This is a genomic window from Phreatobacter sp., from assembly GCF_016793595.1.
Classification (GTDB): domain Bacteria; phylum Pseudomonadota; class Alphaproteobacteria; order Rhizobiales; family Phreatobacteraceae; genus Phreatobacter.
This window is the reverse complement of the sequence record NZ_JAEULY010000015.1, coordinates 63,078-77,323: the sequence shown is the minus strand read 5'-3', so window position 1 is coordinate 77,323 and position 14,246 is coordinate 63,078. Positions and strand designations below refer to the sequence as shown.

13 protein-coding genes are annotated in these 14,246 nt (G+C 67.2%); 9 read left to right on the top strand and 4 right to left on the bottom strand.

Annotation, left to right across the window (positions count from 1 at the left end; all coding sequences use genetic code 11):
• Positions 1-44 precede the first annotated feature (44 nt).
• Positions 45-689, top strand: coding sequence for a maleylacetoacetate isomerase (gene maiA, locus JNK84_RS15335; RefSeq protein WP_293425350.1), 645 nt, complete (start codon positions 45-47; stop codon positions 687-689).
• Here maiA and JNK84_RS15330 read toward each other — a convergent pair whose 3' ends face one another.
• The gene (locus JNK84_RS15330) at positions 690-1,040 is read right to left on the bottom strand and encodes a hypothetical protein (RefSeq protein ID WP_293425348.1); all 351 of its coding nucleotides are present in this window, start codon (positions 1,038-1,040) and stop codon (positions 690-692) included.
• A gap of 139 nt (positions 1,041-1,179) precedes the next feature.
• Here JNK84_RS15330 and JNK84_RS15325 point away from each other — a divergent pair, with 139 nt between their 5' ends.
• The 5 genes from JNK84_RS15325 to JNK84_RS15305 all read left to right on the top strand — a co-directional run bounded on the left by JNK84_RS15325 (position 1,180) and on the right by JNK84_RS15305 (position 6,907).
• Positions 1,180-1,773 (top strand): hypothetical protein, encoded by a 594-nt coding sequence (locus tag JNK84_RS15325; protein WP_293425346.1) that lies wholly within the window; start codon positions 1,180-1,182, stop codon positions 1,771-1,773.
• Between the two features lie 190 nt (positions 1,774-1,963).
• Complete coding sequence (cysE, locus tag JNK84_RS15320; protein WP_293425344.1) at positions 1,964-2,833, top strand: serine O-acetyltransferase; 870 nt, start codon at positions 1,964-1,966, stop codon at positions 2,831-2,833.
• Between the two features lie 146 nt (positions 2,834-2,979).
• Positions 2,980-3,507: a hypothetical protein gene (locus JNK84_RS15315; protein ID WP_293425342.1), complete on the top strand. Its 528-nt coding sequence runs from the start codon at positions 2,980-2,982 to the stop codon at positions 3,505-3,507.
• A gap of 226 nt (positions 3,508-3,733) precedes the next feature.
• Positions 3,734-5,293 (top strand): long-chain-fatty-acid--CoA ligase, encoded by a 1,560-nt coding sequence (locus tag JNK84_RS15310; protein WP_293425340.1) that lies wholly within the window; start codon positions 3,734-3,736, stop codon positions 5,291-5,293.
• A gap of 75 nt (positions 5,294-5,368) precedes the next feature.
• The gene (locus tag JNK84_RS15305) at positions 5,369-6,907 is read left to right on the top strand and encodes an acyl-CoA synthetase (RefSeq protein ID WP_441343254.1); all 1,539 of its coding nucleotides are present in this window, start codon (positions 5,369-5,371) and stop codon (positions 6,905-6,907) included.
• A 155-nt stretch (positions 6,908-7,062) separates the two neighbouring features.
• Here JNK84_RS15305 and JNK84_RS15300 read toward each other — a convergent pair whose 3' ends face one another.
• Genes JNK84_RS15300 through JNK84_RS15290 form a run of 3 tightly spaced genes read right to left on the bottom strand, consistent with a single transcriptional unit; the run spans position 7,063 to position 10,671 of the window.
• Entirely contained in the window at positions 7,063-8,268 is a 1,206-nt protein-coding gene (locus JNK84_RS15300; RefSeq protein ID WP_293425339.1) for an acetyl-CoA acetyltransferase, read from the bottom strand.
• A gap of 3 nt (positions 8,269-8,271) precedes the next feature.
• Positions 8,272-9,726, bottom strand: a complete 1,455-nt coding sequence (locus JNK84_RS15295; RefSeq protein WP_293425337.1) for a hydroxymethylglutaryl-CoA synthase family protein — start codon at positions 9,724-9,726, stop codon at positions 8,272-8,274.
• A 24-nt stretch (positions 9,727-9,750) separates the two neighbouring features.
• Positions 9,751-10,671, bottom strand: coding sequence for an SDR family NAD(P)-dependent oxidoreductase (locus tag JNK84_RS15290; protein ID WP_293425335.1), 921 nt, complete (start codon positions 10,669-10,671; stop codon positions 9,751-9,753).
• Positions 10,672-10,849: 178 nt separating this feature from the next.
• Here JNK84_RS15290 and JNK84_RS15285 point away from each other — a divergent pair, with 178 nt between their 5' ends.
• From JNK84_RS15285 to JNK84_RS15275, 3 genes are all read left to right on the top strand, one after another.
• Positions 10,850-11,989, top strand: a complete 1,140-nt coding sequence (locus JNK84_RS15285; RefSeq protein ID WP_293425333.1) for an acyl-CoA dehydrogenase family protein — start codon at positions 10,850-10,852, stop codon at positions 11,987-11,989.
• Between the two features lie 28 nt (positions 11,990-12,017).
• Complete coding sequence (locus tag JNK84_RS15280) at positions 12,018-12,875, top strand: MaoC/PaaZ C-terminal domain-containing protein (protein WP_293425331.1); 858 nt, start codon at positions 12,018-12,020, stop codon at positions 12,873-12,875.
• A 78-nt stretch (positions 12,876-12,953) separates the two neighbouring features.
• Complete coding sequence (locus tag JNK84_RS15275; protein ID WP_293425330.1) at positions 12,954-14,105, top strand: acyl-CoA dehydrogenase family protein; 1,152 nt, start codon at positions 12,954-12,956, stop codon at positions 14,103-14,105.
• The last annotated feature ends 141 nt before the right edge of the window (positions 14,106-14,246 follow it).

The window sequence follows — 14,246 nt, the reverse complement described above, 5'->3', positions numbered from 1 at the left end:
TGATGCGCGCCCGCCTCGCCTAGAACGGCGGGAGGGAGGCAATCATGAAACTCTACACCTATTTCCGCTCGTCGGCCGCGTTCCGCGTGCGGATCGCGCTGAACATCAAGGGCATCGCCTATCAGTCGATCCCGATCCACCTGCTGCGCGACGGCGGCGAGCATAAGAAGCCGAGCTACCGCGCGATCAACCCGCAGGGTCGGGTGCCGGCGCTCGCGGTGGATGGTCCGGCGGGCGAGACGATCCTGACCCAGTCGCTGGCGATCATCGATTATCTCGACGAGACGGTCCCGGAACCGCCGCTCCTGCCCGGGGATGCTCTGGGCAGGGCGAAGGTCAGGGCGCTGGCGCAGGTCATCGCCTGCGACACCCATCCGCTGAACAATCCGCTGGTCACCGGCTACCTCAAGTCGGTTGTCGGCGCCTCGCAGGAAGCCGCCGACCGCTGGTACGCCCATTTCATCCGGGAGGGCTTCTCGGCCATGGAGCGGATGGTCGGCCCGGGCCCCTATTGCTGGGGCGACACGGTGACGGTCGCCGACCTCTGCCTGGTGCCGCAAATGTTCAATGCGCGGCGCTTCAAGGTGCCGGTCGAGGACTTCCCGCGGCTGGTCGCGATCACCGATGCTTGCATGGCGCTGAAGCCCTTCGCCGACGCCCAGCCTTCGGCGCAGCCGGACGCGGAATGATCAGCGGCCGGCGCGCGGCCCATCGCCGAACGAGCCGGAGGGGATCGACGAGCCATAGCCGCGGCGCGTGGGAACGGCGCGCCGCCGCCCGAACAGGCGCTGGAACAGGAAGGCCGCGCCGAGGATCATCGCGGCGCCAGCCAGCCAGCCGGCGGCGACGGCCGAAAGCCCGAGCGTGTGAGCCTTCGCGGCGATCCAGGCAAAGGTGAAGGGCTCGGCGGGGAAGCCGGGCACGGTGCCGTAGGCCGATGCGCCCGACCCGACGAGGTCGACCACCGAATAGGTGAGGAAGGCGACGACCGACCAGATGGCGACGCCCGCGAGCGCGAACCTCCAGACAATCTTCGACACCGTTCTCACCTCCTCGGGATGGAAACTCGCCCGCAGCATGTGGGGTCCGCCGGTGCGCGCGCAAGACGGCCGGCGGTGTTAACCGACTGGGCGGGGCGGTTTTCACGGAATATTCGGCTGTATCGGCTAGACGGGCGCCATGCACCGTGCCCCACCCATGCCCGACCGGTTGCGCGATGCAATCGCGCGCGAATTCGCCGGCGACCCGCCGCGCTGGACCGGCCAGTCGTCGAGCCGCGCGGCTTTCCTGCGCAGCCTGCCGATCTGGCTTTTCGCCATTCCCTGGACGGCATTCTCCCTGTTCTGGGAGGTCATTGCGCTGGGCGGGCTGTTCGGATTCGGCGGCACGCGGGGCGGCGCAGGGTCGTGGATGGCGGGGCTGTTCGTCCTGTTCGGGCTGCCCTTCGTCGTCGTCGGAATCGGCATGATGGGGGCGCCGTTCTGGATGGCGCGCCGGACCCGCCGGAGCGCCTGGGTCGTGACGGCGCGGCGCGTCGCCAGCGTGATGCTGACCAGGCAGGGGGTGACCGTGCGCACCATTCTGGCGCGCAATCTGCTGGCCATCGAGCGGACCGAGAACGCGGACGGTTCCGGCAGCCTCAAGCTGCAGTTCGGCGAGGCGCGCGACTCCGACGGCGACAAGGTCGAGCGTTCGGAAACGATCGAGGGCGTGCAGGACGTGCGCAGGGTCGAGCAGCTGATCAGGGCGGTGATGGCCGCGCCGCCCGACTGATTTGCCGCGCCGCGAGGTCGGCTCCGGCGCACGCGAGATCGAAATTCGTTTCCGGGCACGGGTGGCGAATGAAAAATCCCATTCTTCACCTTGCGGGAAGGCGATCATTCTCCCACATCGAATTGACTTGAAATGCAGGCAAACAGAAGTTTCATTCTCCGCCACTCATGATGCGGAGCAGACGACCATCATGGCCAAGCATAACGCGGCATTGCCCCAGACTTCCGGCACGGTCATCCCGCTGCCGACCGACACGGCCGATCTCGCCTGGCAGCGCCTGCGCGCCGAGGCGAACGGCATGGCCGCGGCCAATCCCGAGATCGCCACGCTGGTCCTGCGCACCATCGGCCGTGCATCGTCGTTCGACGACGCGGTGGCCCGCCGCATCTCCGCGCGGCTCGCCAATGGCGACGTGCCGGCCGACGTGCTCCACGATGCCTTTTCCGAGGCGCTCGCGGATGCGCCGGCCATTGGCGAGGCGATCCGCGCCGACGCCGCGGCCGTTGTCGACCGAGACCCTGCCTCGGACCGGCTGATCGAGCCGGTCCTGTTCTTCAAGGGCTTTCACGCGCTGCAAACCCACCGGCTCGCGCATTGGCTGCTGCAGCGCGGCCGTCGCGACTTCGCGCTCTATCTCCAGAGCCGGTCCTCGGAAGTCTTCCAGACCGACATCAACCCGGCCGTGCGCATCGGCAAGGGCATCTTCCTCGACCATGCGACCGGCCTTGTCGTCGGCGAGACGGCGGTGATCGACGACGATGTGTCGATCCTGCAGAACGTGACGCTGGGCGGCACCGGCAAGGAGGCCGGCGACCGCCACCCGAAGGTGCGGCGCGGCGTACTGATAGGCGCGGGCGCCAAGATCCTCGGCAATATCGAGATCGGCCGCTGCGCGCGCGTCGCCGCCGGCTCCGTGGTTCTCCACGCGGTGAGCCCGAACACGACGGTTGCCGGTGTGCCCGCGAAACCCGTCGGCACCGCGGGCTGCGCCGAGCCGGCGCGCTCGATGGATCAGATCCTCGCCCGCGACGCGGTCGATGCCTTCACCTATGTGATCTGAGGAGCCGGTTGCGCCGCTCCTTTGCTCGCGGGGGGGGCGTGCGGGTGCGGCGTGTCCTCGCAACCGGGACACGATGCGTATTCTGTGCGTTAACTTGGTCGCGCGGGCCATCGGTGGCTCGCGTGCAGCACGGAGGTTTCGACGCCATGACGATGCCGATCAAGACCGAGCAGGCGCTGATGAAGCGGGAGGAGATGGAAATCGTCTCCCAGACCCACCACCCCGCCATTCACGATGTCGAGGACAAGGCGCTGACCGATGTGCGGCTGCGCATCCGCGACCTGCTGGACAAGGAGCGCACCCTCGTTCGCGGCATGCGGCGGAGCATCCGTGGCAAGGCTGATGCGCGCGGCGGCAGCTTTCCCGGCGAGGTCGAGAAACCGGCGCAGCGGAAACAGGTTCTGGCGAGCGCGCTGAAGCGTCTCAACAAGGAACTGGCGCGCCGACGCTCCTTCGAGGCGCGCGAAGCGACCAAGGATGCGTTCCGGCGCGCCCTCGCCTTGAAAAGCGCCAGCACAGCCACCGGCGGTCCGCCCGATGGCGTCGGGCGCACCGCCAGCGAGGGCATGCGCTCCGTGGAGAACCAGAAGCGCCGGACCAGCATCAATCGCGCCAAGGTCGGCAGTATCTCTCAGCAGACCAAGAATGCCCAGGCGGCGCGGGATTCGCGCTGACGGCCGCCAGGCGCCTCTGGCATGCCCTTCCCGCGCGGCCCGTCCTTGAGGCGGGCCGCTTGGCGGCTCCTCCATTTGGCGGCTTGCGAAGTGTCGTTTCATGGTGAGAAATAGCGCTTCATAAGTGAAGCGCCCGGCCGTCCACGGGCGGGAGGGCATGCGCAATGTTGTCAGACCTGCTGCGGGGTGGCTGCCGCGACCTCGGCAATGGCCGGGGGCGCATCCGATGATGCAGCTGACCCTCGCGCTGCATCGCGCGCGGCGCATCCATCCCGCCAAGACAGCCGTGGTCTTTGACGACAGGCGCTGGACCTATGCCCAGTTCGCCGACCGCGTGGCGCGGCTGGCGGGTGTGCTCGCCGATCTCGGCATCGGCCCCGGCGACCGCGTCGCCATGCTCTCGCATTCGAGCGACCGCTACCTCGAATTCTTCTTCGCCGCCTTCTGGGCCGGCGGCATCGCCGTGCCGGTCTCGACGCGCTATGCGCAGCCGGAAACGGCCTTTCTGCTGCAGGACAGCGGCGCGAAGGTTCTGATCGTCGGCGACGAGTTCGTCGGCATGGCGGAGGCCATGCGCGCCGAGGCGCCCGGCCTCCGGCACGTCGTCTATGCCGGGGAGGGCGACACGCCTCCCGGCATGGTCGATTACGAAGCGGCGATCGCCGCGCGCCCGCCAGTCCCGGATGCGCGCCGTGGCGGCGACGATGTCGCGGTGCTGTTCTACACGGGCGGCACGACGGGGCGCTCGAAAGGCGTCATGCTCACCCACATCAACTGCATGTCGAACTCGTTCGGCGGCATGGTCCATACCAAGCTCGGCGGCGAGCTGGTCGGCCTCCATGCCGGCCCGCTCTACCACGCCGCAGCGGGCTCGCGCGTCTTCACCAACACCATGCTGGGCGCGACCCATGTCGTCATTCCGCGCTTCACGGTGAAGGGTGTTCTGGAGGCGATCCAGCGCCACCGGATCAGTTTCGTCTCCATGGTGCCGACCATGATGACGATGATCCTCAACGAACCGGATCTCGACACCTATGATCTCTCCAGCCTCCGTCTCATCGGCTATGGCGGCGCGCCCATGCCGGTGGCGACGCTCGAAGCGCTGATGCGCCGGCTGCCGCAGGTGGGTTTCGCGCAGGCCTATGGCATGACCGAGCTTTCGCCCGCCTGCACCTATCTGGAGCCGGCCGATCATTCGCTGGACCCGGACAAGGTGCATCGCCTGGCCTCGGGCGGGCGGGCGATCGTCGGCTGCGACCTGCGCGTGGTCGACGCGGACGACAACGACGTGGCGGTCGGCCAGATCGGCGAGATCATCGTCGCGGGCGCGACCGTGATGAAGGGCTACTGGAATCAGCCGGACATGACGGCCGAGGCCCTGCGCGGCGGCTACATGCACACGGGCGATGCCGGCTATCTCGACGAAGACGGCTACGTCCATGTGTCGGACCGGATCAAGGACATGATCGTGACCGGCGGCGAGAACGTCTATTCGATCGAGGTCGAGAACGCCGTGCTGACCCACCCCGCGATCCGGGAATGCGCGGTCATCGGCGTGCCTCATCCGCTCTGGGGCGAGGCGGTGCACGCCGTCGTCACCTTCAAGGCGGGCCAAAGCGCCGGCGCGGATGAGATCATTGCCCATTGCCGGCAAAGGATCGCCGGCTTCAAGTGCCCGCAGACCATCGAGTTTCGCGACACCATGCCCCTGTCGCAGGCCAACAAGATCCTCAAGACCGCGCTCAGGCAGCCTCATTGGGCGGGCCGCGCCAAAGCCGTGAACTGAACACGGCCGGGACACAACGACGATCCGCAAGCAGGCCGGTACGTGCGCCGCAGCGGCAGAGGGAGTGAGGCTGAAGTGACGTCACCGCTCAACGGCATCGTATCGGGGGATCGCGCCACGCCGCCCGAGGCAATCGAGGCGAATGTCCGCCGCATCGCCGGCGGCTTCGACCGGCTGGGCGTGCGGCCAGGCGATTGCGTCGCCATCCTCATGCGCAACGACATCGCTTTCCTGGAGGCAACCTATGCGGCCGCGACGCTCGGCGCCTATGCCGTGCCGATCAACTGGCACCTGAAGCCCGACGAGGTCCGCTACATCCTCGACGACTGCGCCGCCAAGGTGCTGGTCGGGCATAGCGATCTGCTGCATCCGCTCGCAGGGGTCTTGCCGGCCGGTCTCCCGGTTTTCGCGGTCGCGCCGCCGCCGGAGGTGCGCGAGCATTTTCCTGTCGCGCCTGAGCAGGCGGCACCGCCTGCCGACGCGCTCGAATTCGGCGCGTGGACCATGGCGCAGGAGCCCTACGCCGAGCCGGCGCGGCCGGCCCCGATGAGCATGATCTACACGTCCGGGACCACCGGCCGGCCGAAGGGCGTGCGCCGTGCCGCGCCGTCGCCAGTGGAGGCCAAGGCCACCGAGGCGCTGCGCGCGCTGGTCTATGGCCTGAAGCCCGGGGTGCGCGCCCTGCTGCCCGGCCCGCTCTATCATTCGGCGCCGAACTCGTTCGGCATCCGTGCTGGCCGCCTTGGCGGCGTGCTGGTGCTGATGCCGCGCTTCGACGCCGAGGAGATGCTGGCGCTGATCGAGAAGCACCGCGTCGACACGATCTTCATGGTGCCGACCATGTTCGTGAGGCTCCTGAAACTGCCGGCCGAAATCCGCCGCCGCTACGACATGTCCTCGCTGCGTTTCGTCATCCATGCCGCGGCGCCATGTCCGGCCGACGTCAAGGCCGCGATGATCGACTGGTGGGGGCCGGTCATCCACGAATTCTACGGCGGCACCGAGACCGGCCCGGTCACCTTCGCGACGTCAGCAGATGCCTTGAGGAAGCCCGGCAGCGTCGGGCGGCTGTCGCCGGGCGCCGAGATCCATGTCGTCGACGAAGCCGGCCGCACCTTGCCGCAGGGCGGCATCGGCGAGCTCTACTGCCGCATCGAGGGCTATCCCGACTTCACCTATCACAACGCGCCGGAGAAACGCCGCGAGGTCGATCTCGGCGGCTTCGTCACCTGCGGCGATGTCGGCTACATCGACCCGGACGGCTACGTGTTCCTGTGCGACCGCAAGCGCGACATGATCATTGCCGGCGGCGTCAACATCTATCCCGCCGAGATCGAGGCGGCGCTGCTGGCGCTCGACGAGGTGCGCGACTGCGCGGTGTTCGGAATCCCGCACGCGGAATTCGGCGAGAGCATCATGGCGGTGATCGAGCCGCAGCCGGGGATCGCCATTCAGCCCGACGCTCTCAAGGCGAAGCTCGCGGCACGCATCGCCGACTACAAGGTGCCCCGCTATATCGAGGTGAGGCACGATCTTCCGCGCGAGGATTCAGGCAAGATCTTCAAGCGCCGCCTGCGCGATCCCTATTGGGAGGCGGCTGGGCGGCAGATTTGAGATTGGATCCGGCTTCGCCTGAGGCAGCGAACAATGCGCTGCGTCATGGCCGGGCTTGGCCCGGCTACCCACGGCTTGAACACTGCCCTCAAGAAACAAGGCGTGGATGCCCGGCACAAGGCCGGGCATGACGAGGAAGCAGGCGCCTGGACCGCCTACCCCTCATACCTCCCGACGATCGAGATCGAGCAGACGTTCTGGTGCGGGAAGCCGCCGAGATTGTGCGTCAGTCCGAGGCGCGGGGTGTCCTTGCGCTGGCGCTCGCCGGCCCGACCCTGCATCTGCAGGTACATCTCGTAGATCATCCTGAGGCCCGAGGCGCCGATCGGATGGCCGAAGCACTTGAGGCCGCCGTCGATCTGACAGGGAATGGTGCCGTCGGCATCGTAGAAGCCGTCGAGGATGTCGTGGATCGCCCGTCCCTCGGCGGAGATGTGCAGGTCCTCCATGGTGACGAGCTCGGTCACCGAGAAGCAGTCGTGCACCTCGATCAGGCTGATCTCGTCGCGCGGCTTCTGGACGCCCGCCTCCTGATAGGCGCGGGTGGCGGCGATGCGGGTCGTGGCGAAATAGCTGCCGTCCCAGGAATTGTGCTGGGCCTCGGTGCCGTTCGATACCGAGACCTGCAACGCCTTCACCGTGATCAGGTCCTTCTTGCCGAGGCTGCGCGCGATCTCCGGCGTCGTGACGATGGCGCAGGCCGCGCCGTCCGACACGCCGCAGCAGTCGTAGAGCCCGAGCGGCTCGGCGATCATCGGCGAGTTCAGAACGGTGTCGATGGTGATCTTGTTGCGCAGGTGCGCCTTGGCATTGCGCCCGCCATTGTCGTGGCTCTTCACCGAGACATGGGCCATGGCGCGCTTCAGGTCTTCCGGCGCCGAGCCGTATTTGGCGCGATAGGCGGCGGCGAGCTGGGCGAAATAGCCGGGCGCCGAGGCGTTCGGCCAGGTCATGTTGGGCACGGTGCCACGACCACGCTGCGGCAGGCCGCCATAGCCGGTGTCCTTGAGCTTCTCGACGCCCAGCGCCAGCGCGATGTCGGCAGCGCCCGAGGCCACCGCATAGACCGCGCCGCGGAACGCCTCGGTGCCGGTGGCGCAATAGTTCTCGACGCGCGTCACCGGGATGTAGGGGAGGCGCAGCGCCACCGCGAGCGGCACGGCGGACTTGCCGACATGCTGCTCCTCGATGGCGGTGCCGAGCCAGGCCGCCTCGATCTGCTTGGTCTCGATGCCGGCGTCGCCCAGCGCTTCCGTATAGGCCTCGACCATCAGGTCTTCGGCGTTCATGTCCCAGCGCTCGCCGAACTTCGAGCAGCCCATGCCGAGAATAGCGACCTTGTCGCGAATGCCCTTGGCCATGGTTCAGGCCCTCCCAGAGAATTCAGCGGCCGGCGCCGCTTTCCAGAAATAGCGGCGGAAGCCGCGCTGGCTGTCGATATCCTTGACGCGGAACATCATGCGCATGGGGCTGCCGACGGCGAGTTGCTTCTCGTCGACATCGGTGAAGTCCATCATCCAGCGGCCGCCCTCCTCGAACTGGATCATGCCGTAGCAGGCCGGCGGATCGGGCGAGTAGGTCAGCCGGTCGGCGGTGTAGGAATTGATCTTGCCGGTCTTGGCCGAGAAGGGCTCGTTCTCCTGCGTGTCGATGGCCGTGCAGTTCGGGTTCACGCAGATGCGCGTCTTCGGGAACTGTAGCGTGCCGCATTTGGAGCACTTGCCGCCGATGAAGCCGGTCGCCGTGTGGCGGTTGCGCCAGAGCGCCGAGAGCGGTGTCTGCTTGTCGGCCTCTGCGCGCATGCCGCGCTCGAGCTCGATCGTGTCGTTGAAGGCGAGGAACTTGGAATAGTTGGCTTCCTCGCGCCGGCGGGCGAGATGGCCTTTCACGCCGAGGCGGGCAGGGAGCTTCTCGATGGCCGGCGTGACCTCGAACAAGAGTGCGTCCGCGCCCTGCCCGAAACCGACCACCATGATACGGTCGCCGGGCTTCGCCTCCTCCAGCGCCGCCACCAGCATGACCAGCGGATGGGCCGCGCCGGTCTCGCCGCAGACGGCATGGAGATTGTCGGCGACGGCCGCATCTGGAATGCCAGCGGCCTTGGCCACGGAGTTGGACACTTTGGCGAGGACAGCCGGCATGCAGAAGCGCGTCACGTCGGCGGCAGCGATGCCCGCCTTGGCGAGGCAGGCCTTCACCACCGGCGGCACGAGCGGCATGTAGCCGGCATCCCTGATCCAGCGCTCCTCCCACTGGTAGTCGAACTCGGATTCGGGCGTGCGGTAATGGTCGACGAAGTCGGTAGTGCGCGTTGCCGAGCCGATCAGCTTCGCCACGGGCTCGCCTTCGCCGACCAGCAATGCCGCCGCGCCGTCGCCGGCGGTCATTTCGAGTGGGCTCGCCGCCTTCACCGGCCGCTTCTCGGCGGCCATCAGCAGCGTTGCCGGGCCGCCGCGCAAGGCGGAGATGAGCGCCGACGTCGCCGCGCGCTGGGTCTGCCCGGCATCGCTCGCGGCAAGGTCCTGCCCGAGGTTCAGGGCTTCCGCCACCACGCCGGAATTGAGCCGGTCAAGGAAGGGGAAGGTGGTCGAGGCCATCTGGACGGCCTCCACCTTCGCGGCGTCCTGTCCCACGAGGCAGTCGCGGGCCGCTTCCACGGCCATGGTCACCGCGTCCTCGTCCCAGTTGCAGATCGCGCGCTCGCCCTTGCCCTGGCCTTTGAGGGCCGCGTTGAACCAGCCGTGGGCGTCGGCGATGGCTTTGCGCTGGAGGCGCAGGCGCGGAATGTAGGCGCCGAAGCTCAGGATTCCGAAAGTCATGTGATCGCTTCCTCGGCTGACGGCTCAGACCGGATCCCAGTTGAAGATGTCGGCCGATCGGTCGAGTGGATAGAAGGACGATTTCAGCGCCGGCATGCCCTGGCTGGCAAGGCTCTCGCAGGTCCAGCCGCCATCGCGATGGATCGAGCGGATCGGTCGCGACTGGCCCATCAGGAAGATCTCGTTCATCCGCACCGCAAAGATCTGGCCCGAGACGTCCTTGGCCTTGTCCGAGATGAGGAAGGCCGACAGCGGCGCGATCTTCTCCGGCCCCATCGCCTGCATGCGCGCGACACGCGCCTTCTCGGCTTCCGTCTCGGTCGGGATCGTGCCGATGAGGCGGCTCCATGCGAAGGGCGAGACGCAGTTCGAGCGGACGTTGAAGCGCGCCATGTCGAGCGCGATGGACTTCGACAGGCCGACAATGCCGAGCTTGGCCGCCGCGTAGTTCGCCTGCCCGAAATTGCCGATCAGGCCCGAGGTCGAGGTAAAGTGCACGAAGGCGCCGCTCGCCTGTTCGCGGAAGATGCGGGCGGCGGCGTGGGAGACGTAAAAGGTGCCCATCAGGTGCACCTTGATGACCAGCTCGAAGTCCGCGACGCTCATCTTGTGGAAGATGGCGTCGCGCAGGATGCCGGCATTGTTGATCACGCCGTCGAGGCCGCCGAAGGCATCGACAGCCGTCTTGATGATGGCATTGGCGGAGGCGGGCTCGGCGACGCTGTCGAAATTCGCGACCGCCTGACCGCCGCGCTTGCGGATCTCCTCGACCACTTCCTCGGCCGGCGCGGCGCTGGAACCTGCGCCATCGGCGGACCCGCCGAGGTCGTTGACCACGACCTTCGCGCCCTCGGCTGCCGCGACAAGCGCGATCTCGCGGCCGATGCCGCGCCCCGCGCCCGTGACGATGACGACCTTGCCGTCGAGTGCTCCGCCCTGTGCCATGCCGCGTTTCCACCTGTCGGAATTTCCGCCGGCACCTGGGGCCGGTCTTCGGGATCACCTGCGCAAGGATACAGACTTCGTCAATCCAACGAAATCCCGTTTCATTCATCGAAACGCCTGCCATAAGATGGAGGGCAAGCGCGGCCGTCAGGGACCGCTATCAGGAACGGGGACGCCGATGACCGCCACTGCCGCCTACTACAAGGAAGAGCACCATCTCTTCCGCGAGGCATGCCGCCGCTTCGTCGCCGACGAGATCGCGCCGCACCACGCCCGCTGGGAGAAGGAGGGCGTGGTCGACCGCGAGGCGTGGCGGAAGGCGGGCGCTGCCGGCATGCTGCTGACCAATATCCCCGAGGAGTATGGCGGCGGCGGCGCGGATTTCCTGACCAGCGCCATCATGATCGAGGAGATGATGGGCCATGTCTTCACCGGTCCCGGATTCCGGCTGCACTCGGATATCGTCGCGCCCTACATCCTCAACAATGCCTCGGAAGACCTGAAACGGCACTGGCTGCCGAAAATGGCTGCGGGCGAGGCCATCGGCGCCATCGCCATGACGGAACCTGCCGCCGGTTCCGACCTGCAGGGCATCAAGACGACGGCGATCCGCGACGGCAACCACTACGTCGTCAACGGCCAGAAGACCTTCATCACCAACGGCCAGCTCGCCGACTTCATCATCGTCGCGGTGAAGACCGATCCGAAGGCGGGCGCCAAGGGCGTCAGCCTCATCATCGTCGAGGCCGACCGCGAGGGCTTCTCGCGCGGGCGCAACCTCGAAAAGATCGGCCTCAAGGCGCAGGACACGTCCGAGCTGTTCTTCGACAATGTCCGCGTGCCCGCGACGAACATGATCGGCGAGGAGGGGCGCGGCTTCGCCTACCTCATGAACGAACTGCCGCGCGAACGCCTGCTGGTCGCCATCAGCGCGGTCGCGGTGATGGAGGCGGCGCTGCGCTGGACCATCGATTACACGCGCGAGCGCAAGGCTTTCGGCAAGGCCGTCGCCGAGTTCCAGAACACCCGGTTCAAGCTTGCGGAGGTGAAGACCGAGGTGACGGTGGCGCGCGTCTTCCTCGACGACTGCGTGTCGAAGTTCCTGCGCGGCGAGCTCGACATCCCGACCGCCGCCATGGCCAAATGGTGGCTGACGGAGCTGCAGGGCCGCGTCGTCGACACCTGCCTCCAGCTTCACGGTGGCTATGGCTTCATGTGGGAATATCCCATTGCCCGCGCCTATGCGGACAGCCGCATCCAGCGCATCTATGCCGGCACCACCGAGATCATGAAGGAGATCGTCGCGCGCTCGCTGTGAGCGGCAAGCGACGGCGCGAGGAAACCCCATGGCCATCGACTACGACAAGCTGAAGAACTGGCATTTCCCTGATCTCGAGCACCGCTACGAGACCCGCGACACGATCCTCTACGCGCTCGGCGTCGGCTGCGGCGGCGATCCGATGGACAGGGACGAATTGCAGTTCGTCTACGAGGACGGGCTGAAGGCGCTGCCGACCATGGCGGTGGTGCTCGGCTATCCCGGCTTCTGGCTGAAGGACCCGAAGACCGGTGTCGACTGGCGCATGGTGCTGCACGGCGAGCAGGGCGTGAAAATTCATGCGCCGCTGCCGGCCGCCGGCACTGTGATCGGCCGCTCGCGCGTCACCGAGATCATCGACAAGGGACCGGGCAAGGGCGCGCTGATCTATTCGGACCGCGACGTCTTCGACAAGGCCAGCGGCCAGCATCTGGCGACGCTGACCATGACCGCCTTCATTCGCGGCGAGGGTGGCTTCGGCGGGCCATCGGGCGCCGCGCCGGAGCCGCACGCCATCCCCGTGCGTGCGCCCGATACCGTGGTCGATATCCCGACCCTGCCGCGCGCGGCGCTGATCTATCGTCTTTCCGGCGACTACAACCCGCTTCATGCCGACCCGGCAGTGGCGCAGGCGGTGGGCTTCCCGCAGCCGATCCTGCACGGGCTCTGCTCCTTCGGCGTCGCCGGCCGCGCGATCCTGAAGGCCTGCTGCGGCAACGACCCCGCCAGGCTGAAAGAGATCGACGTGCGCTTCTCGGCCCCCGTCTTCCCGGGCGAGACGATCCGCACGGAGATCTGGCAGGACGGCGCGACGGTCTCCTACCGCTGCCGTGTCGTCGAGCGCGATATCGTCGTGCTCAATAACGGCCGGGCGGTCGTCGCCTGAGAGAAAGCGCCCGCCGCACGGCCGAATTGCCGCGCTCCCGATCGTCTCCTAAATCCGGTGGCGACCCGGGAGGCCGCCATGCTGTTCGAACTGACCGAAGAGGAAATCCTCATCCGCGACACCGCGCGGAAGATGGCTGCCGAGATCGTCGCGCCGCTTGCGCCAGTTCTCGACCGTGGCGAGGGGCGGGCGGAGTTCCTGGCGAACCTGAAGGCCCTCGCCGAAGCCGGTTTCATGGCGGTGAACGTCAGATCCGAGTTCGGCGGCACCGAGGCCGGCACCGCTGCCTTCGTGCTGACCATCGAGGAGCTCGGCTATGCCTGCGCCTCTCACGGCGTCACGGCTTCGGTCACCAACATGGTCGCCGAGGTGATCCAGCAGGTCGGCTCGGAAGAACAGCGCCGCGCCTACCTGCCGAAGATCGCCGACGGCACCTTTCCGGCCGCCGGCTTCTGCCTGACCGAGTCCGGCGCCGGCTCCGACCCCGCCGGCATGAAGACGCGCGCGCGCCGCGACGGCGATCACTTCGTCCTTGACGGCGAGAAGGTCTTCATCACCTCGGCCGAATATGCCGGCCTCTTCGTCGTCTGGGCGATGACCAACCCGGAAGCGCCGAAGGGCAAGGGCATTTCCTGTTTTCTCGTGGAGGCCGGCACGCCGGGCCTCGTCATCGGCAAGGCCGAGAAGAAGCTGGGACAGCACGGCTCGGCCACCAATACCGTGCATTTCGACGGTTGCCGCGTACCGGCCTCGGCCGTGATGGGCCGCCTCGACGACGGTTTCCGCATTGCAGTCGGGGAACTCGCCGGTGGGCGCATCGGCATTGCGGCGCTCTCGCTCGGCATTGCCCGCGCCGCCATGGACGCGGCGAAGACCTATGTGAAGGAGCGCCGCCAGTTCGGGCAGGCCATCGCCGACTTCCAGGGGATACAGTGGATGATCGCCGACCGCGAGACGGAGCTAGAGGCGGCCCGCCTGCTCATCCTCTCGGCCGCCGCGAAGAAGGACCGCGGCGAGCCTTTCGGCCGCGAGGCTTCCATGGCCAAGCTTTTCGCCTCCGAAGCAGCCGGGCGCGCCACCGACACGGCGCTTCAGCTCCACGGCGGCGCCGGCTACTGCGCTGACTTCCCGGTCGAGCGCCACGTGCGCGACGCGCGCATCACCCGCATCTACGAGGGCACGAGCGAGGTGCAACGGCTGATCATTTCGCGAGAGGCGATGCGACAGTAATAAATTACCGCAATCGAATACGATATTACCGCAGAAGAATACTATATTACCGAGATTCGCGCCTTCCGTTTGGGGGCAGTGGCAAAAAATTCGGCCAATTAACCAAATTTTAGCTGCATTTACGCAGGGTCAAATCTGTTA